Consider the following 18966-nt stretch of genomic DNA (forward strand, 5'->3'; position numbering starts at 1 on the left):
GGTCTGTTACCTGGCGCCGCCGATCGGCCCGCCACCGCCGAGGTTCGTCGACGCACCGGCGGTCGCGGTGCCGTTTCCGGTGGGACCCATCGGCACGGTCAGCGCACCCTGGTTCTTCTTCGAGGTCTGCTCCGCACCGATCAGCGCCGGCCCGTCAGCACAGAGGGTGATGGATGCAGCGATGTTGTGCCTCGTGGTCCGGTGATACCGGTCCTCGACCTCGGTCACGAGAGGCGGCAGGCAATAGCGTCCCGTATGGGGCGTGCGGGGGCGATCACCGCCTCAGAACCGCATCCGGCCCGGCCCCATGCATGGCCGCACGGAACAGGAGCGATTTTGCGCCGGTCATCGGGGCACGATCCGAGCCGCCGCCCCCACCGGCGTTTCCCCGCTGGCGGTAAGGCGGCATGAGCGCGGAGCCACGGGTGCAGGCCCCCGCGGGACGGTGTGCCGATCGCGATCCGCGTCCGGCTTCCGTGCCCGTCATGTGGTCCTGCCCCTCGTCGCCGACTCGTGACCGGCAGCTGATTCATCGGCTGCTCGGTATTGGTAACGAAGAGACTCAGCCAGGGTCACGCGCGCACATGTCGTCCCACCGCTTCCGAAAAGACGTCAGACCAATCGGGTACGCGGACCGGCGCGCAACACCCCGGACGGCAGTGTTCGTCCGAGCATTTTCTCCGCCATCGCCGCCACGTCGATCATCGCTTCCAGATCCACACCGGTCGCGATGCCCATGTCTTCCAACATGTGCACGACTTCCTCGGTGGCGATGTTGCCGGAAGCACCGGGTGCGTAGGGACAGCCCCCGATACCACCCACGCTCGAGTCGAACTCGCGCACCCCGAGCTCGTACCCGGTCAGCACGTTGGCCAGCCCGGCGCCCCGCGTGTTGTGGAAGTGCAGCAGGTCGGGCCGCACCACGGACAGCAGGTCCCGGACCCGCCGCGGCGTCGCCATGCCGGTCGTGTCGCCGAAGGCGATGCGGTCCGCCCCGTCGGCGCGAACCCGGTCCACGATGGACGCCACCCGCAGCGGATCGATGTCGCCCTCGAACGGACAGCCGAAGCTGGTCGCGACGATCACCTCGAGCGTCGCCCCGGCGTCGTGGACCAGGGGGATCAGCACGCCGATGTCGTCGAGCGACTCTGCGGTCGATCGGTTGAGGTTGCGCCGGTTGTGCGTGTCGCTGGCCGACACGACGACCTCGATCTCGCGGAACCCCGCGGCCAGCGCCCGCTCGGCACCCCGCTTGTTGGGGATCAGCGCGGAATACCGCACCTCCGGGTTGTGCCAGGCCCGCGCCCACACCTCGTCCGCGTCGGCCATCTGCGGGATGGCCCGGGGGTGGACGAACGACACCGCCTCGATCCGCCGGACCCCCGTCCGCGACAGGGCGTCGATGAGCAGCACCTTGTCGTCGGCCGGAATCGGTTCTTCGTTCTGCAGGCCATCGCGGGGGGCGACCTCGCGGATCGAGACGGCGTCCATCACATCACCTCATCCGGGCCACGATGCCCGTGTCGTAGTCGCCCGACAGGAACTCGTCGTTCTCCAGCAGTTCAGCGAAGAACGGCAGGTTGTTCTTGGGGCCGGCGATCGCGAACCCGGCCACCGCGGCCCGCGCCTTGGCGATCGCGTCCGCCCGGTCGGTGCCGAGCACGATCAGCTTCGCCATCAACGAGTCGTAGAACGGGGTGACCGTGCTGTCGGGGCCGTAGCCGGAGTCGACCCGAACCCCGTCACCGTCGGGTTCGACCCAGGTCACGACCTTGCCGGGACCTGGCAGGAAACGCTTCGGATCCTCGGCGTTGATCCGCAGCTCGATCGCGTGCCCGCTGGTCGGCCGGTCGGCGTCGAAATTCGGCGCCAGCCCGGAGGCGATGCGCAGCTGCTGCTCGACCAGGTCGGTGCCGTGGATCAGCTCGGTGATCGGGTGCTCGACCTGCAGCCGGGTGTTCATCTCCAGGAAGAAGAACTCCCCGGTGGCCGGATCGAGCAGGCACTCGACGGTGCCGGCATTGCGGTATCCGACTGCCTCGCCGGCTTTGACCGCGGCGGCCAGGAAGCGTTCCCGCAGCTCAGGGCTGACTGCTGGGCTCGGGGCCTCCTCGACCAACTTCTGATTGCGGCGCTGCACCGAGCACTCCCGCTCGCTGAGCGCGATCACCCGGCCGTCCGCGAGACCGAGGATCTGCACCTCGACGTGGCGTACCCGGGGAAAGTAGCGCTCGATCAGCACCGAGCCGTCGCCGAACATGCGCTCCGCGAACGCCGTGACCTTGTCGTATTCCTTGCGCAGCCCGGCCTCGTCGGTCGCGACGGCCATACCCATCCCGCCGCCGCCGGCCGCGGCCTTGACCATCACCGGATAGCCGATCGTCTCGGCTGCCGCGATCGCGGCCTCGACGGACTCCGCCGGATCATGGGTGCCGGGAGCGACCGGGACACCGGCCGCCGCCATCAGGTTACGTGCGTTGATCTTGTCGCCCATGGCGACGATCGCATCGGCGCCGGGCCCGACCCACACCAGACCATTGGCCTCGACCGTGCGAGCGAAGTCGGCGTTCTCACTCAGGAAGCCGTATCCGGGGTGGATGGCCTGAGCGCCGGTCGCCTTGGCCGCGGCCAGGATCGCCTCGGCGTTGCGATAGCTTTCCGCGGGGCTGGCCGGCCCGACACACACGGCCTCGTCGGCCTCGACCACGAACGGCATCCCGGCATCCGCCTCGGAATACACGGCGATCGCCCGGATTCCCAAGCGTTTCGCCGTCCGGATGATCCGCCGGGCGATCTCGCCCCGGTTGGCGATGAGCAGCGACTCGATCATTTCCGCCCTTTCTCTAGCACCCGCCGCCGGGCTCCGGGTTGGCCGGCAGCCGTGCGGTGGGGTCAGGTGGGAAGTGCCCGCTCAGCCTCTCAATCGCCGCCCGGTCCGGCAATCCGTGTCGGCCCGGCCTGTGGACAACCTCGGATTGTGGATAACGTCGAGGTGGCTGAGCTGCTCAGCGACCGATCAGGGCGTGGACCGTGGCCTCGCGCAGCAGGACGGCCCGCCGCCGCCGGTCGACCTCGCCACCGAGGAACGGCGTCGAATTCATCAGGCCGAACGCCGAATGGGCGAGCACCCGCGCCTCAGCCGGCTCCAGCTCGGGACGCAGTGTGGCCAGCACGCCGACCCATTCCTCGACGTAGAGCCGCTGCAGGCGACGGATCTGCCGGCGGGGCTCCTCCGGAAGCCGGTCGAGCTCGTGCAGGTGCAGGGCGATGACAGCCGGGTTGGCGAGCGCGAACTCGACGTGGAACTCGATCAGATCGGTCAGCGCGGCCTGGGCGTCGGAGGAGTGCCTGCTGACGCGTTCCTTGCCACCGTGCAGCAGCCCCTCGCTGACCGGGATGAGGGCGGCCACGAGCATGGCCTCTTTGCCGGCGAAGTGGTGATAGAGCGCCGGGCCGGTCACCCCGGCGGCCGAACCGATGTCGTCCATCGACACACCGTGATAGCCCTTGGCCGCGAAGAGCCCGACCGCGATCTCGAGGATCTCGTCCCGCCGGGAACGCCGCCGAGGGGCGGGCGGACCGGGACGTTGCTGCTGATCTACCGTCACCCGGCAACTCTATCCCGCTGTCAAGTCCGAACCTGAACGGCCGTTCAGTCAGTCTCGCCCACCGGGAAATGCCACTTCAGGTGTCACGCGAGGGCTCCTCGCGGCCCACCAGTGGCGGGACAATGCGGCGGCCAGGACCGCCCCCACGGTGTTGATCAGGATGTCGTCGACGCTCGAGACCCGCCCGATCGCCAGGACCCACTGCAGCACCTCGACACCGGTGGACGTCGCGAGAGCCAGCACGAAAACCCGCGACAGCGAGGCAGCCGCGGCGAACCGTACGGGCAGGAAGAACCCGAAGGCCGCGAGCACCAGCAGGTTGCCGCCGACCTGGGCGATGCCGGTGCCCGGATCGCCCGAGAACCACGACGGCACATCGTGCAGGGGAATCAGGTCGACGGACCGGCCGGCGGGCTGCGGCGTGAAGAGCATGACCACCCACGGCAGCGACCCGGCGACCAGGCCCACCTCGGCCCCGGCAAACCGCCGTGACTGCCACCGCCGGCGCCATCGATACGCCACCACGCTCACCGCGGGGAGCAGCAGAACAGCGATGACGACCGTCAGCCCGTGATCCCGCCAGGCGGCTCCCACTCCTTACACCCTCCGGCCGCGGTGCCCGGTCGGGGTCAGGACAGCCCGCCGGGTTCCGAACCTCGGGCGATGGGCGCGCGGACCAGGTTGCCCCACTCCGTCCAGGAGCCGTCGTAGTTGCGGACCCGCGGATATCCGAGCAGGTGATGCAGCACGAACCACGTGTGGCTCGACCGCTCCCCGATCCGGCAGTAGGCGACGATGTCGTCACCGGTGTCCAGGCCCAGCTCGTCGCGGTAGATCGTGGCCAGCTCATCGGCCGACTTGAACGTGCCGTCGTCGTTCGCCGCAGACTTCCACGGCTTGCTCAACGCGCCCGGGATATGGCCGCCACGCAGGGCACCCTCTTGCGGGTACGCCGCCATGTGCGTCAGTTCGCCGGTGTATTCCTGCGGGGATCGGACGTCGACCAGTGGAAGCCCGCTCGCGATGTGCCCCATGACCTGGTCGCGGAACGCGCGAATGGCGCTGTCATCGCGTACCGGAACAGGGTATTCGGCCTCTGCCCTTGAGGTTTTGTCCCGGGTGAGGTCGCGGCCTTCAGCCGCCCATTTCTGCCGTCCGCCGTCCAGCAGGCGGACATCGCGGTGTCCGAAAAGACTGAAGACCCAGAGCGCGTACGAGGCCCACCAGTTGTTGTTGTCGCCGTAGAACACGATCGTGTCGTCCCGGCCGATGCCCTTGGCCTGGCACAGCGCCGCGAACTGCTCGGGGTCGAGGTAGTCACGGGTGATCTGATCGTTGAGCTCGAGGTGCCAGTCGACCTTCACCGCGCCCGCGATGTGACCGGTGTCGTAGAGCAGCACGTCCTCATCGGACTCGACGACAACCAGCCCCGGGGTGTCCAGGTTGGCGGCCAGCCACTCGGTGGTGACCAGCTTCTCGGGGTGGGCGTAGGCCTGCAGCGACGGCGCCGGATCATTCGGAACGGACATGGCACTCACGCTAGCGCGTCGACCGGGCCGAGTTCGGGACGTTTCGCCGTGACGAGATCGCCGGACGAGGCTCCGGCGAGTCGGCGGCGGATCCAGGGGGCGAGGTGCTGGCCGGCCCAGCGCAGGTCGGCACTGCGCGCCAGCAGCCAAGGGGTGGGAGCGGGAGCCGGCGGCACCAGCAACCAGTCCTCCTCGACGCCGACCCCGAGCTTGTTGAGCACGTGAGCAGCGACACGGCGATGGCCGGCCGGCGACATGTGCAACCGGTCGGAACTCCACATCACCGGATGGTGGAACGTGCCGTCGCCGAACAGGTCGATCACGTGTGCGCCGTGTTCTGCCGCGATCCGGTCCGCTCCGTCGTTGAGCAGCGCGGCACGCGGCGCCATGATGCGCTGTCCGGGGAGGTGGGCGGTCACGTCGGCGAAACGGAACAGGATGACGTCAGCACCGGTCTCCCGGAGCCGTCCGACCGCCGACCCGATCTTGTCGACCAGGGTCCGGGGGTCGACCTTGCGCCGCAGGATGTCGTTCCCGCCCGCGGCGAGGCTGACCAGGCCGGGCCGCATCGCCAGGACCGGCTCGAGCTGCTCGGCCATGATCTGGTCGAGGAGTTTGCCCCGGACGGCCAGATTCGCGTATCCGAAGCCGGGCCCGGAGTCCACCGCCAGACGTGCGGCCACGAGGTCGGCCCAGCCGCGGTATGTCCCGTCCGGATAGGCGTCGTTCATGCCCTCGGTGAAGCTGTCCCCCATCGCGATGAAGTTCGCCCAGCTCATGGCGCCCCCTTAACGTCCTTTTACCTGTAACTTCAAGTTAGTTTTCCACCGTCGGGCCGGGAACGGCAGCGTGACGATGGCGACAGTCAGCGGCCCTGTGGATAACTCGATGCCGTCGGCGGCCGACCCTTCTACGCTCTGCGGCATGGCGATGCGAATGTCCACGATGCTGCTGAGAACCCTGCGTGAGGAGCCCGCGGAGGCGGAGGTGCCGAGTCACCGGCTGCTCCTGCGTGCCGGATACATCCGCCGCGCGGCTCCGGGCGGCTACACGTGGCTGCCGCTCGGCAAGCTGGTGCTCGATCGCGTGACGCAGATCGTCCGGGAGGAGATGGCGGCGATAGGTGGGCAGGAGGTGGGCTTCCCCGCGCTGCTGCCGCGTGAGCCGTACGACATCAGCGGGCGCTGGACCGAATACGGCGACGACCTCTTCACCCTGAAGGACCGCCGGGGCTCCGACTACCTGCTGGCACCCACGCACGAGGAGATGTTCGCGCTGCTCGTGCAGGACATGACGAGTTCATACCGGGACTACCCGCTCATCCTGTTCCAGGTGCAGACCAAGTTCCGCGACGAGACCCGTCCCCGGGCCGGGCTGCTGCGCGGACGCGAGTTCCTCATGAAGGACGCCTACTCGTTCGACCTGACCGACGAGGGGCTCGCCGAGGCGTACGCGAAGCACCGTGTCGCGTACCGGAAGATCTTCGAACGGCTCGGTTTGGAACACACCATCGTGGCCGCTATGTCCGGGGCCATGGGCGGTTCGGCGTCCGAGGAGTTCCTGGCGGCGGCAGAGGTCGGCGAGGACACCTTCGTCGGCTGCACGAACTGCGACTACGCGGCCAACACGGAGGCGGTCGTCACTCCCGTGCCGGCCGGCGACGACCGTGAGCACGGTCCCCTGACCGTGCACGACACACCCGGCACCCCCACCATCGCCTCGCTCGTCGACCTAGCCAACGCCCGGGCGCTCGACGGCCGCACCGACTGGACCGCCGCCGACACGCTCAAGAACGTCGTGGTGACCGTGCACCACCCCGGCAAGGACGACCAGGTGCTCGCCATCGGCGTGCCCGGCGACCGCGAGATCGACATGAAACGGCTGGAGGCTGCGCTCAGCCCGGCCACCGTCACGATGTTCGACGACTTCGCGTCCCGTCCCGAACTCGTCCGCGGTTACATCGGCCCGCAAGGCCTGACCCTGCGTTATCTCGCCGACCCTCGGGTCGTGCCGGGCAGTGCCTGGCTGACCGGGGCCAACGAAGCGGGGCGGCACGCCACCTCGGTGGTCGCGGGCCGCGACTTCACACCCGACGGCACGATCGAAGCCGCCGAGGTCCGAGCGGGTGACACCTGTCCGCAGTGCCGGGAGGGTGAGGTGACCATCCGCCGCGGCATCGAGCTCGCCCATATCTTCCAGCTCGGCCGGAAGTACACCGACGCGTTCAAGATCGACGTGCTCGGCGCCGACGGCAAGCCCGTGCGCCCGACCATGGGTTCGTACGGCATCGGCGTCTCCCGGGCGGTCGCCGCGATCGCCGAGCAGCACCGCGACGACCGCGGCATCCTGTGGCCCGACGAGGTCGCCCCCGCCGACGTGCACGTCATCGGTGCCGGCAAGGACGGGCAGATCGAGGCGGCACTGCGCTTGGCGGCGGAACTCGAGGCCGCAGGTCTGCGGGTGCTCGTCGACGACCGCCCGCAGCTGTCGGCCGGGGTCAAGTTCACCGACGCCGAGCTCATCGGCATCCGGCGTGCCGTCGTGGTCGGCCGCCGGCTCTCCGAGGGATATGCGGAAATCCGTGACCGCCGTACGGGTGAACGCCACGACATGCTCATCACGGAGGTTGCCGAAGCCCTGGTCGGGTAACCGCGGAACAGGACGTTCGGGATGCAACGGGGAGGTTCGGAGCCATGGCGAGAACGGCAGTGGCAGATGTGATGACGCGGCGGGTCGTCTACCTACCGGGCGACACGCCTCTCGACGAGGCCGCGCGGGCCATGCGGGACCAGCACATCGGCGACGTGGTGGTGACCAGCGGACCGACGATCGCCGGTCTGGTCACCGATCGGGACATCGTGGTGCGCGCGATCGCCGAGGGTCTTTCACCGAAGACCACCACCCTCGCGGCGATCGCCTCCCGGGAACTGATCATGGTCGAGCAGGCCGCCACCGTGGAGGAGGCGGTACGAGCGATGCGCGACCGGGACATCCGCCGACTGCTCGTCTGCGACGCCGACCGCAAAGTGGTCGGCATCCTCAGCCTCAGTGACGTGGCCCTCCTGCCGGCCTCGGCTCCGGTCTGACCGACGCGACGTAAGGTCTCCAACGTGAGTGACATGCCCCCGAAACTGGCCGAGATCGTCGACGAGTTCGCCTCCGCCCCACGTGAGGTCGTCCTCGAGATGCTGCTGGAATTCTCCGACGAGATGCCCGTCCTGCCCGCCGAGCTCCGTGGCCACGAGGGCATGGAGCAGGTCCCGGAGTGCCAGACCCAGTTCTTCCTGCGCGCCGAGGTCCAGACCGACCAGACGGTGACGACCTGGTTCGACTGCCCGCCCGAGGCCCCGACCACCCGGGCGTTCGCCGGCATCCTCGCCGAAGGCCTGGCCGGGGCGACCGCGTCGGAGATCCTCGCCGTGCCGGACGACCTCTACAACCGCATGGGCCTCGCCACCGCGATCAGCCCGCTACGGCTTCGCGGCGGCACGGCGATCCTCGGCCGCCTCAAGCGTCAGGTACAGGAGCAGACCGGCACGCCGACATGAACGTCGAGGTCTGGTCCGACCTCGTCTGCCCCTGGTGCTACCTGGGCAAGCACCGGCTGGAAGCGGTCCTGCAGGAGTTCCCGGGCGACGTGACAGTCACGTTCCGGGCCTTCCAACTCGATCCGGCACCTGTGCCCCGGCCTCTCCCGGTCAAGCAGGCCGTGGCGGCGAAACTGGGCGACCCCGAGCGCGTCGAGCAGATGTTCACCCAGGTCACCTCGCTCGCCGCGGGTGAGGGCCTCGTGCTGGACTTCGACCGTGCCATCGCTGCCAACACGTTCGACGCCCACCGCCTCGCCGCCTGGGCCGCCACCCAGGACCTCCAGCTGATGATGATCGACACTCTGCAGCGAGCCCACTTCGAGCAGGGCGTCGACCTCGGCTCCCGTACCGAACTGGCCCGGCTCGCCGGATCGATCGGCCTAAACGAACAGGCAGCCGGCATCTACCTCGCCTCGCATGCCGGAACGGACGCGGTGAACGCCGACCTCGCCGAGGCGCGCGAGCTCGGCATCACCAGCGTCCCGACCCTCGTCATCGACGGTAGGTACGTGGTCCAGGGCGCTCAGGAGAAAGCCGTACTGCACTCGGCCCTGGAGGAGATTGCCCGTCGCGAGTCCGTCGACGTCGATCAATGATGTTCCACGTGAAACAACATCGATGAAACTGAGTACGCGCTACGCGGCTGCTGAACGCACCGGCCTGCGCATGGCGACCCGGTCGGCCGGGTCGAGCCCGTGCCGCGCTTCCTTCGCCATCAATGCGACCAACTCGGGTCCCCGCTCAGCGTCGGCCAGCTCCACAAAGCCCAAGCGCGCGTAGTAGGGCGCGTTCCACGGCACGTGCCGAAAAGTCGTCAGGGTCAACGCCTGCATTTTCTGGCCGGCCGCCCAGGTCTCGACGTGGTCGAGCAGAGATGAGCCCAGTCGTCTTCGGGCGTACGCGGGTTCGACACTGACCTGTTCGACATGAGCGAGCCCGTCAACCACGTCGACCAGCACGAAAGCCACCGGAACGTCGCCCGCCGCGGCAACGGCCCACGCCCGCTCAGCGTGCACGAACCGAGCCAACTCATCAGCCGCCGGGACCGGATGCTCCGCGATGTCGGGCATCCCCATCGAACGGAAGAGCGCTCCGGCCCGCAACTCCAGGTCTCGGATCAGCTCGAGGTCCCCCACCCGCAAAGCTCGAATCAACACGCCCGGAGCGTCCCAGGGGCCCTCCCCTCTGTCCACCACATTCCACAACGCCTCTCCACGGCGGCTGCCGCTGCCGAGGTGGCGGGCGGGCACAGCCCAGCCCAGCCCATCCCAGCACGGCAGCCCGGCACGGCAGCTCAGCACGGCAGCCCAGCACGGCACGGCAGCTCAGCACGGCAGCCCAGCACGGCACGGCAGCTCAGCACGGCACGGCAGCCCAGCACGGCACGGCAGCCCAGCACGGCACGGCAGCCCAGCACGGCACGGCAGCTCGGCAGGGCAGCTCGGCAGGGAGGTCCGGCACGGCAGCTCGGCAGAGCGGCCCGGCACGGCGGCTCGGCACGGCGGCTCGGCACGGCGGTTCGGCACGGCGGTCCGGCACGGCGGCCCGGCACGGCGGCCCGGCACGGCGGCCCGGCACGGCCGCCCGGCACGGCGGCCCGGCACGGCCGCCCGGCACGGCGGCCCGGCACGGCGGCCCGGCACGCGGAGCATGGATCGAGCTGGTGTGGCTCCATCGAGTGGGGCTTGGACGGGCGGGACTCCTGCGTCCGCCGAGCGGCCGTCATGGGCATCACCCTCGGCCGGAAGAGCGGCTCGGACGGCCATACGATCGGCGCAAGCCTTCTCGTCGCTGCCTTCGCTCAGCAGCTCGCCGTCCAGCGAACGCCGTCGGCAGCCATCGCGACCAGCCGCGGAAACAGACGCAACGACCCGTAGCTACAGCCGTGAGCCAAACGGTGACAGCAACCGACTACCGGCCGGCGACGGCAGCATGGACGGAGAGTTGATCAACGCGGCGAGGAGAACTGGCGAAGGCCAGACACCTCCGGACCGCCGGCGGGGATGCCGATACCTCGGCGCCCAGCCCTCAGCCGCCCAGCCCTCAGCCGCCCAGCCCTCAGCCGCCCAGCCCTCAGCCGCCCAGCCCTCAGCCGCCCAGCCCTCAGCACCCAGCCCTCAGCACCCAGCGGCAGGCGGCAGGCGGCAGGCAGCAGGCGTGCGGCGGACACACCGCGGCGGCACCGCGACAACGACAGCGGCGGCACCGCGACAACGACAGCGACATCGACATCCGATGGTGGCACCCGGCGTCGGGCACCCGGCGGGCCCAGGAGGTCAGGCCTCGTGAGCCAGGCCTTCGATGACCTCGGCGCCGGGTAGGGCTCCCAGCGCTGGGCCGGCGATGGCGATCTTGCTGTGGCGGACGCCCGAGCCGATGATCACATGGGGTTTGGCGATGACGCGGGCGTCGACCAGGACCGGCCAGTCCTTCGGGAGGCCGATGGGGGTGATGCCGCCGTATTCCATGCCGGTCAGGCGGACCGCGTCGTCCATCGGGGCGAAGCTTGCCTTCCGGGCGTCCAGGTGGCGGCGGACCAGGCCGTTGACGTCCGCCCTGGTCGTGGCGAGGACGACGCAGGCCGCGTACCTGGTGATGTCGCCTCGCCGGCCGGCCACGATCACGCAGTTGGCCGACTCCTCGAGGCTGACGTCGTAGGCCTCGCAGAAGGCCGCGGTGTCCGCCAGCGTGGCATCGATCGGGGCGACCAGCACCTGGTCACCGTCGATGGGTGCCTCGGCGGGCCAGACCTCCAGGGCGGCGGCCACCGGAGCGGCGAGCAGGTCGAGGCGGGAGATCGCGGGTTCGAGCTTCAGGCTTCCGATCACGCACGACATCCTCCCCCGATTCGGCCGCCCTAACCACTCGGGACCGGCAAGGTCGTCGGGTGTTCCGCCTCAGACCTGGGGCGATCCTGCCGACTGTCAGTGGATGTGAGAGAGAGACGTAGCGGCAGAGTCGGGACCGTCAGTGGCCTCGCCCTGTTGGCCGGTGGTACGGCGGTCGCCGCTGTCGCCGGGGGCGCGCACTCGATCTTCGCCACCATTCTGCTCGGCATGCTCGCGGTCGGGATGGGGCATGCCCTGCTCACCGAGGTGCAACGTCAGGCCCGCCGGCGCAACGTCGGCGGCTGGGCCTCCCATGACACGGTCAACACCGTGCTGCTCGCGAGCTGGGCGGGGGGCGCGCTGAGTGCGACACTCCTGGTTGTCGCGCCGGCGACGGTCCGGGCCGTCGGTCTCCTGCTGGCCCTCGCGTACGCGCTGAGCTGCGTCTATTTCGTCGCCGAGCGCTACCGGACCATCTCGGATCCCCCGCCCGCGGAACCGAGGGAGCCGAAGTCGCCGGCGCAGCTCGAAGCGCAGCGACCGAAGCCGGACGTCACCGGCCTGCGCCCGCATCCCGAGGTCACGTCCCAGCGGCAGGAAGCCCCAGCCGAGACGGTCTGACCGTCAGTCCAGACGCATCGCGACGATCATCGGGGGGATCGGCACCAGCCCGTCCTCCCCGGGCAGCACGTCCGGCAGCGGAACCCAGTCCAGTCCGATCGGTTCCGGCCCGTCGACGTGGGGGCCGAGTTCCGGCTCCCCGTCGCCGACAGTGCACGCGAACACCGAGGTCATACCGGACGGGTACGGCATGTCCTGGAGGTAGCGGGCCTCTTTGACCACCAGCCCGACCTCTTCCAGCACCTCACGGCGTACGGCGTCTTCTGCTGTCTCTCCCGGGTCGATCCCGCCTCCGGGCAGTGTCCACCACTCCCGAAGTCCTTCTCGCCGGCTCCGCTCGTGCACCATCAACACCCGCCGGTCCCGCACGATGATGGCAGCGGCTCGTCTCCGTCCACTCACGAGTGAAGGCTACTCAAGCCGGCCCGCCCGGTGTGCGCCGGAACGGGTACGCAAGCGCGAAGAACTGATGAAACCGGTATCAGGGCAGCCATCCTTCTCTGGTCGGCGCCATCCCGCTGGTGCCGTCTCGTGGGGTCTTGACGCAGAGCACCTGGTTGACGCCGATATGCGCCCGCTCGAACGCGATCGCCGATGCGGCCATGTAGAGGCGCCACACCCGCGCGCGGCCGGGCGTCGTGAGGTTCACTGCGGTGGACCAGTCGGCTTCGAGATTACCCACCCACGCGCGCAGCGTCTTGGCGTAGTGCTCCCGCAATGCCTGCACGTCCCGGACTTCGAATCCGGCCGCTTCCAGGAGACTCACGGTCGTGCCGATCGGCGCCAACTCACCGTCCGGGAACACGTACGCGTCAATGAAGCTCCGTTGTCTGCGCCCGGCCGGCGCCGGATCGGGATGCAGGGCTGCGATCTGGTGGTTGAGGAGCCGTCCACCCGGCTTGAGCAGGTGAAACAAGATCCCCGCATAGTCGGCGTACGGCCCGGTGCCGACGTGTTCGGCCATCCCGACACTGGAGATCGCGTCGAAGGCGCCGTCCTCGACGTCGCGGTAGTCCTGCACGCGGATCTCGACGTGGGCGGTGAGACCCGCCTCGGCGATCTGTTTGCGGGCGTAATCGGCCTGCTCGACCGACAGGGTGATCCCGACCACATCCACGCCGTATTCGCGGGCAGCGTGCAGCGCGAGGCTCCCCCAGCCGCAGCCGACGTCGAGCAATCGCATCCCCGGCTTGAGGTCGAGCTTGCGGCAGATCAGGTCCAGCTTGTCGCGCTGCGCATCGGCCAGCCCGTAGTCGCCGGTCCAGTACGCACACGAGTAGACCATGCTCTCGCCGAGCACGATCCGGTAGAAATCGTTGCCGACGTCGTAGTGATGGCTGATCGCCTGCCGGTCCCGGCGCTTGCTGTGCCGGGTGCCCGCCATCGCGATCTCTTCGTCCGGCGGCTTCGGCTGCGGCCCGGCGATGCCGAGTCGCAGCAGGTCGGCAACGTCCGCCGGCGTCGGCATCGAGCGTCCGCCGGGGGCGGAACCCCAGATCAGGCCGGCGGTCCGGTGCAGGGCTTCATACAGATCACCCTCCACATCAAGATCCCCCGACACGTACGCGCGAGCGAGCCCGAGTTCGTTCGGCTGCCACATCAGCCGGCGCAGGGCCCGGCGCCGCCGCACGATCAGGACCGGGGCATCGGGCGGGCCGGCCTCGGAGCCGTCCCAGGCACGTAGCCGGACGGGAAGCGGCGCCCGCAGCAGACTCTCCAGGAGTCCGAGCAGCTTGGTCGCGGTGGAAGAGGACATCGCACCCCTCTAAAGGTTAGTCCTGCTAAATATCCACCCGGCAAACTTAAAGATGTAAGTACCATGCATTACTTTGTGACGCAGAACTCGCCGCCCACGCCATTTAGGCTGGCAGGCGTGTATGCGATCAAGCTGGGAACCGGGGCCGAGCTACGCCCTCTCGAACCGTGGCAGGGCCAGGAATTTCTCGACCACATGGACCGGGCCCGCGACAGCGTGGACCCCTGGATTCCCTGGGCGTCGCTCAGCACCAACCTGGCGTCGGCCACCGCCACTTTGCAGCGCTACGCCGACAAAGCCGCTCAGGACAAGGGCCGCATCTACGGGATCTGGCAGGAGAACGTCCTGGTCGGCGGCGTGATGTTCGTGTCCTTCGACGCCGCCGGCGGCGTCTGCGAGATCGGTTGCTGGCTCGAACCCGCGGCGACCGGCCGGGGTCTCATCACCCGGGCCGCCCACCACCTCGTCGAATGGGCCTTCACCACCCGGGGCATGTATCGCGTCGAATGGCGCTGCGGCACGGACAACACCGCGAGCAGCGCGGTGGCGGCCCGCCTGGGAATGACCCGCGAGGCCGTGCTCCGCGGCAATTACCTGTACCGGGGCATCCGTCACGACACCGAGATCTGGACCCTCCTGGCCCCCGACCGGCCGCCGTCGACCCGGTGATCCCGCGCGGGAACCGCCGGCACCACCTTTGGTCAACCGGCCGATGTCCGACCCGGCCCGGATACCGGGGAGCACCGCCTCGCGGCCGCCCCGCACATCCCTGACCGCCCGCTGTGCACCGCGTCGGCGTTCGGTGTGAGCCGACCGCGGCGACGTCTCTGACCGGCGAGATACCCGGTGTCCGCCTGGATCCGCTGTGTCTGGGCCACCCCAGCAGCCCGTTCGAAACGGCTACCGGTCTGCGCGCCCCCGTCTCGGCATCATGTGCCGGCTACCGGAGGACAGCGAGGCCGATCCCGCGCTGGCGGCCGGTGCGCAGCCCGGTGGGATGCCCCGGAGGCCGAGGGGAACTCCGTTAAACAAGAACGGGACCACCGTGAGGTGGTCCCGGATGACCCGCGTCGCCGAGGGTCTTGGTCGGTGTGGTGGAGCCCAGGAGAATCGAACTCCTAACCCCCGCCTTGCAAAGGCGGTGCTCTGCCAATTGAGCTAGGGCCCCTAGACGGCCGGACCTATCGCAGGTCGGGTGCCGTGGTGGCTTCGTGCCAGAGGGCGCGCTCGTCGCTGGAGGCCTTGACCTTCTTGACGACCAGAGCCGTCACCCCGACGAGGCTGGCGACGATCAGGAGCTTCTTGAGCATTGACGGTCCCCTTGGTGTAGCGGTGGGAGGACTGCTTGGTGGGGCTAGCTGGAATCGAACCAGCGACCTCAGAGTTATCAGCTCTGCGCTCTAACCGACTGAGCTATAGCCCCGCGACAGCGATAGGAAGATTACCGTAACCGCCTCGCCGTACTCAAATCGGGGGCGGCCACCGCGTCACCGCGGCGGCCGCAACCCGTTTGACGTGCAGATCAGTCGCGCTCGGCGAGCGTGAGCTCGATGCCGCCGACGAGGTCGGCGCACACGTTGTAGATGAACGCGCCGAGCGTGGCCAGGGCCGTGAAGAGCACCACGTTGACCGCGCCGATCAGCATGGAGGTGCCGATGACACCCCAGGCCGTGATGCGGAAGCCACCACCGGTGGTGGCCGCCGCGTCGGCGCCGCCGCTGGCGCTCACCAGGGACGCGAGGCTGGTGTTGACCTCACCCCAGACGCCCATGGCGTCGAGGGCCAGGTACAGCACCGAGGTGGCGACGACCACGACGATGAACAGGACCACGGAGACCGCGAAGGCGAACTTCATCACGGACCAGGGGTCGATCCGCTTGAGGTTCAGCCGCGCACGCCGCGGACCGCGGGCCGCGGCCGACGAGACCGTGGACCGGGCCGAGCGGACCGCCTCGGACACGCGTGCGGCGCCCACCGCGGCCGCGCCGCTGGCCGCGGGACCGGCGGGGCGTTTGGGCGCCTCACCGGGCCGCTGAGGGGCCGTCTGGGGGTTGGCCGGCGGCGGGGTCACCGCCGAACGGCCGGCCTGGCTGCCCGGGGTCGCGGCGCCGCCGCTCTTGCCCTTGGTGACGATCGGCACAGTGGCCGAACCTTTCGCCACCGAGGGACCGCCCGGCCGTTTGCCATCGGCCGGGCCCTCGTTGCTGTCAGCGGCGGGTTCACCCGGCGGCGGGGCCATGCCCGGCGCGCGAGTGAACTTCGGCGAGGACGGGGCATCCGCGGGGACAGCCGCACGGCCAGCGGCCTCGCGTCCGTTCGATGCGGCGCCGTCCTTTTTCGGCTCCTCATCGACGGGAGTGGCCGAAGCCCCCGCGCCCGACTTCGCCTGTGTCTCCGGCATCAACTAGTCCTGTTCGTCAGGCTCGTCGGCATTGCGAGCAAGCGCCACGATGGTTACACCTTCTGGGAGGTCCATCAGCTTGACCCCCATTGTGTTCCGATCCCGCGTGCGCCGTACAGGCTTCACGGGAGTCCGGATGACACCACCATTGCTGGTGATGGCAAACAGTTCATCCTCCGGGTCGATCACGAGCGCCCCGACGAGACCACCACGACGCTCGGTGATCTTGGCCGTCAGCACGCCCTTGCCTCCCCGCCCCTGGACTGGGTACTCCTCGATCGGCGTTCGCTTGGCATACCCGCCATTGGTAGCGACCAAAACGTCCAGGCCATCACGAACCACCTCCATCGCGAGCAGCTCGTCGTTGTCGCCGAAGCGCATGCCGATCACCCCGGAGGTCGCCCGTCCCATCGGCCGCAGCGCGTCATCAGTCGCGTTGAACCGGATGGCCTGGGCCTTCTTCGAGACCAGGAGCAGGTCGTTCTCCTGTGCTGCCAGCGCGGCGCCCACCAACTCGTCGTCCTCCCGCAGGTTGATGGCGATAATGCCACCGCTGCGGTTGGAGTCAAATTCCTCGAGCCTGGTCTTCTTCACGAGACCATTCTTGGTGGCGAGCACAAGGTACGGCTCGACCTGGTAGTTCGGGATCTGGATGATCTGCGCGATGTGCTCGTCCGGCAGGAAGGCGAGCAGGTTGGCGACGTGCTGTCCCTTCGCCGTACGGTTCGCCTCGGGCAGCTCGTACGCCTTGGCGCGGTAGACCCGGCCCTTGTTCGTGAAGAACAGAATCCACGAGTGCGTGGAGATCACGAAGAAGTGGCTGACGATGTCGTCCTGGCGCAGGGTCGCGCCGCTCACGCCCTTGCCACCGCGCTTCTGTGACCGGTAAAGATCGACCTTCGTGCGCTTCGCGTAACCAGTTCGTGTGATGGTCACCACAACGTCCTCGCGCGTGATGAGGTCTTCCATCGAGACCTCACCATCGAACGGGATGATCTGGGTCTTCCGCTCGTCACCGAAGCGCGCGACGATCTCGGCCAGTTCCTCGGAGACGATCGCCCGCTGCCGCTCGGGCTTGGCGAGGATGTCCTTGAGGTCGGCGATCTCGAGCTCGATCTTGGCGAGCTCGTCGATGATCTTCTGGCGTTCCATCCCGGCGAGCCGGCGCAGCTGCATGTCGAGGATGGCCGTGGCCTGGATCTCGTCGACCTCGAGCAGCTGCATGAGGCCCTGACGGGACTCCTCGACGGTCGGCGTGCGCCGGATCAGCGCGATGACCTCGTCGAGCATGTCGAGGGCCTTGACCAGACCGCGCAGGATGTGTGCGCGTTCCTCGGCCTTGCGCAGACGGAACGCGGTCCGCCGGCGGATGACCTCGATCTGGTGCTCGACGTAGTACCGGATGAACTGCGCCAGGTTGAGCGTGCGGGGCACGCCGTCGACCAGCGCCAGCATGTTGGCGCCGAACGTCTCCTGCAGCTGGGTGTGCTTGTACAGGTTGTTCAGCACGACCTTCGCGACCGCGTCGCGCTTCAGGACCAGGATCAACCGCATGCCGGTACGGCCGGACGACTCGTCCCGGATGTCCGCGATGCCGGTGAGCTTGCCTTCCTTGACCAGCTCGGCCACGCGCTCGGCGAGGTTGTCCGGGTTGACCTGGTAGGGCAGCTCGGTGACGACGAGACACGGCCGGCCCCGGGCGTCCTCCTCCACCTCGACCACGGCGCGCATGCGGATCGATCCGCGGCCGGTGCGGTAGGCATCCTGGATCGCCTGCTGACCGACGATGAGGCCCTTGGTCGGGAAGTCGGGACCCTTGACGATCTCCAGCAGCGCCTCGAGCGTCTCCGCCTCGTCGACCTCCGGGTGGTCCAGGCACCACTGCACGGCCGCGGCGATCTCGCGCAGGTTGTGCGGCGGGATCTTGGTGGCCATACCGACGGCGATGCCCTCGGAACCGTTGACGAGCAGGTTGGGGAACCGCGCCGGCAGGATCGTGGGCTCCTTGGCCCGGCCGTCGTAGTTGTCCTGCATGTCGACGGTGTCCTCGTCGATGTCCCGCAGCATCTCCATGGCGAGCGGCGAGAGCTTCGACTCGGTGTACCGCATGGCGGCCGGCGGGTCGTTACCCGGCGAACCGAAGTTGCCGTTGCCGTCGATCAGCGGGTAGCGCAGCGACCACGGCTGCCCCATCCGCACGAGGGCGTCGTAGATCGACGAGTCACCGTGCGGGTGGTAGTTGCCCATGACGTCACCGACGACGCGGGCACACTTGACGTAGCCACGGTCCGGGCGGAAGCCGGCGTCGTACATGGCGTAAAGGATCTTGCGGTGCACCGGCTTGAGGCCGTCACGCACGTCCGGCAGCGCTCGGCCGACGATGACGCTCATCGCGTAATCGAGGTACGACCGCTGCATCTCGACCTCGAGCCCGACCGGCTCGACGCGCTGGCTGACACCGCCGCCGACGACGTCCTGCGGCTCCTCGGCGGGGATCTCGGGAGTATCCGTCACAGTTAACCCTTACTCACGGTCAAACCCGACATATGGGCTTGAAACACGCATCTCGCTGTGGATAACGCTGTGGAAAGTAGTGAAACGCTGTGTATAACCCGAGGTGAGCGGCGCCTGAC

The 18966-nt window shown here is 68.9% G+C and carries 20 protein-coding genes and 2 tRNA genes; 6 read left to right on the forward strand and 16 right to left on the reverse strand.

Features of this window, described 5'->3' with window-relative positions:
- Positions 1–6: 6 nt before the first annotated feature.
- The 7 genes from ACIA6A_RS28295 to ACIA6A_RS28325 all read right to left on the reverse strand — a co-directional run bounded on the left by ACIA6A_RS28295 (position 7) and on the right by ACIA6A_RS28325 (position 5916).
- Positions 7–228, reverse strand: a complete 222-nt coding sequence (locus tag ACIA6A_RS28295; protein WP_396100921.1) for a hypothetical protein — start codon at positions 226–228, stop codon at positions 7–9.
- A gap of 384 nt (positions 229–612) precedes the next feature.
- Complete coding sequence (locus ACIA6A_RS28300) at positions 613–1491, reverse strand: hydroxymethylglutaryl-CoA lyase (RefSeq protein ID WP_396100922.1); 879 nt, start codon at positions 1489–1491, stop codon at positions 613–615.
- Between the two features lie 4 nt (positions 1492–1495).
- On the reverse strand, positions 1496–2830 hold the full coding sequence (locus ACIA6A_RS28305; RefSeq protein WP_396100923.1) for an acetyl/propionyl/methylcrotonyl-CoA carboxylase subunit alpha: 1335 nt from the start codon (positions 2828–2830) through the stop codon (positions 1496–1498).
- Positions 2831–3005: 175 nt separating this feature from the next.
- Positions 3006–3608 carry a TetR/AcrR family transcriptional regulator gene (locus ACIA6A_RS28310; protein WP_396100925.1) on the reverse strand — a complete coding sequence of 201 codons (603 nt, stop codon included), beginning with the start codon at positions 3606–3608 and terminating at the stop codon, positions 3006–3008.
- A 48-nt stretch (positions 3609–3656) separates the two neighbouring features.
- Positions 3657–4202 carry a VanZ family protein gene (locus ACIA6A_RS28315; protein ID WP_396100926.1) on the reverse strand — a complete coding sequence of 182 codons (546 nt, stop codon included), beginning with the start codon at positions 4200–4202 and terminating at the stop codon, positions 3657–3659.
- 35 nt (positions 4203–4237) lie between these two features.
- A complete protein-coding gene (locus ACIA6A_RS28320; RefSeq protein WP_396100927.1) occupies positions 4238–5137 on the reverse strand; it encodes a sulfurtransferase in 900 nt (299 codons plus the stop codon).
- A gap of 5 nt (positions 5138–5142) precedes the next feature.
- Positions 5143–5916, reverse strand: coding sequence for an SGNH/GDSL hydrolase family protein (locus ACIA6A_RS28325; protein WP_396100928.1), 774 nt, complete (start codon positions 5914–5916; stop codon positions 5143–5145).
- 145 nt (positions 5917–6061) lie between these two features.
- Here ACIA6A_RS28325 and ACIA6A_RS28330 point away from each other — a divergent pair, with 145 nt between their 5' ends.
- Genes ACIA6A_RS28330 through ACIA6A_RS28345 form a run of 4 tightly spaced genes read left to right on the forward strand, consistent with a single transcriptional unit; the run spans position 6062 to position 9323 of the window.
- On the forward strand, positions 6062–7786 hold the full coding sequence (locus ACIA6A_RS28330) for a proline--tRNA ligase (protein ID WP_396100929.1): 1725 nt from the start codon (positions 6062–6064) through the stop codon (positions 7784–7786).
- Between the two features lie 44 nt (positions 7787–7830).
- Positions 7831–8223, forward strand: a complete 393-nt coding sequence (locus ACIA6A_RS28335; protein ID WP_396100930.1) for a CBS domain-containing protein — start codon at positions 7831–7833, stop codon at positions 8221–8223.
- 24 nt (positions 8224–8247) lie between these two features.
- Positions 8248–8685: a SufE family protein gene (locus tag ACIA6A_RS28340; RefSeq protein ID WP_396100931.1), complete on the forward strand. Its 438-nt coding sequence runs from the start codon at positions 8248–8250 to the stop codon at positions 8683–8685.
- Entirely contained in the window at positions 8682–9323 is a 642-nt protein-coding gene (locus tag ACIA6A_RS28345) for a DsbA family protein (protein ID WP_396100933.1), read from the forward strand. Before ACIA6A_RS28340 ends, ACIA6A_RS28345 begins: the two co-directional genes overlap by 4 nt.
- Before the next feature lie 39 nt (positions 9324–9362).
- Here the strand turns inward: ACIA6A_RS28345 and ACIA6A_RS28350 are convergent, their stop codons facing one another.
- Together ACIA6A_RS28350 and ACIA6A_RS28355 are read right to left on the reverse strand one after the other, a co-directional pair.
- Positions 9363–9863 carry a GNAT family N-acetyltransferase gene (locus ACIA6A_RS28350; protein WP_396100934.1) on the reverse strand — a complete coding sequence of 167 codons (501 nt, stop codon included), beginning with the start codon at positions 9861–9863 and terminating at the stop codon, positions 9363–9365.
- A gap of 1140 nt (positions 9864–11003) precedes the next feature.
- A complete protein-coding gene (locus ACIA6A_RS28355; RefSeq protein WP_396100935.1) occupies positions 11004–11564 on the reverse strand; it encodes a YbaK/EbsC family protein in 561 nt (186 codons plus the stop codon).
- A 96-nt stretch (positions 11565–11660) separates the two neighbouring features.
- On the opposite strand from ACIA6A_RS28355, the gene ACIA6A_RS28360 reads away from it, so the two are divergent.
- A complete protein-coding gene (locus ACIA6A_RS28360) occupies positions 11661–12176 on the forward strand; it encodes a hypothetical protein (RefSeq protein WP_396100936.1) in 516 nt (171 codons plus the stop codon).
- 3 nt (positions 12177–12179) lie between these two features.
- Here ACIA6A_RS28360 and ACIA6A_RS28365 read toward each other — a convergent pair whose 3' ends face one another.
- Together ACIA6A_RS28365 and ACIA6A_RS28370 are read right to left on the reverse strand one after the other, a co-directional pair.
- Positions 12180–12578, reverse strand: coding sequence for an NUDIX domain-containing protein (locus ACIA6A_RS28365; RefSeq protein ID WP_396100937.1), 399 nt, complete (start codon positions 12576–12578; stop codon positions 12180–12182).
- Positions 12579–12657: 79 nt separating this feature from the next.
- Positions 12658–13932 (reverse strand): class I SAM-dependent methyltransferase, encoded by a 1275-nt coding sequence (locus tag ACIA6A_RS28370; RefSeq protein WP_396100938.1) that lies wholly within the window; start codon positions 13930–13932, stop codon positions 12658–12660.
- A gap of 117 nt (positions 13933–14049) precedes the next feature.
- Here ACIA6A_RS28370 and ACIA6A_RS28375 point away from each other — a divergent pair, with 117 nt between their 5' ends.
- Positions 14050–14601: a GNAT family N-acetyltransferase gene (locus tag ACIA6A_RS28375; RefSeq protein ID WP_396100939.1), complete on the forward strand. Its 552-nt coding sequence runs from the start codon at positions 14050–14052 to the stop codon at positions 14599–14601.
- Between the two features lie 423 nt (positions 14602–15024).
- Here ACIA6A_RS28375 and ACIA6A_RS28380 read toward each other — a convergent pair.
- The 5 genes from ACIA6A_RS28380 to gyrA form a co-directional block, all read right to left on the reverse strand.
- Positions 15025–15100, reverse strand: a tRNA-Ala gene (locus ACIA6A_RS28380).
- A gap of 13 nt (positions 15101–15113) precedes the next feature.
- The gene (locus tag ACIA6A_RS28385; protein WP_396100940.1) at positions 15114–15242 is read right to left on the reverse strand and encodes a DLW-39 family protein; all 129 of its coding nucleotides are present in this window, start codon (positions 15240–15242) and stop codon (positions 15114–15116) included.
- 36 nt (positions 15243–15278) lie between these two features.
- Positions 15279–15355, reverse strand: a tRNA-Ile gene (locus ACIA6A_RS28390).
- A 99-nt stretch (positions 15356–15454) separates the two neighbouring features.
- Positions 15455–16333: a DUF3566 domain-containing protein gene (locus ACIA6A_RS28395; protein WP_396100941.1), complete on the reverse strand. Its 879-nt coding sequence runs from the start codon at positions 16331–16333 to the stop codon at positions 15455–15457.
- A 3-nt stretch (positions 16334–16336) separates the two neighbouring features.
- Positions 16337–18847, reverse strand: a complete 2511-nt coding sequence (gene gyrA / locus ACIA6A_RS28400) for a DNA gyrase subunit A (RefSeq protein WP_396100942.1) — start codon at positions 18845–18847, stop codon at positions 16337–16339.
- Positions 18848–18966 lie beyond the last annotated feature (119 nt).

The sequence above is a fragment of the Actinoplanes sp. NPDC051494 genome (assembly GCF_044454705.1).
GTDB lineage: Bacteria > Actinomycetota > Actinomycetes > Mycobacteriales > Micromonosporaceae > Actinoplanes.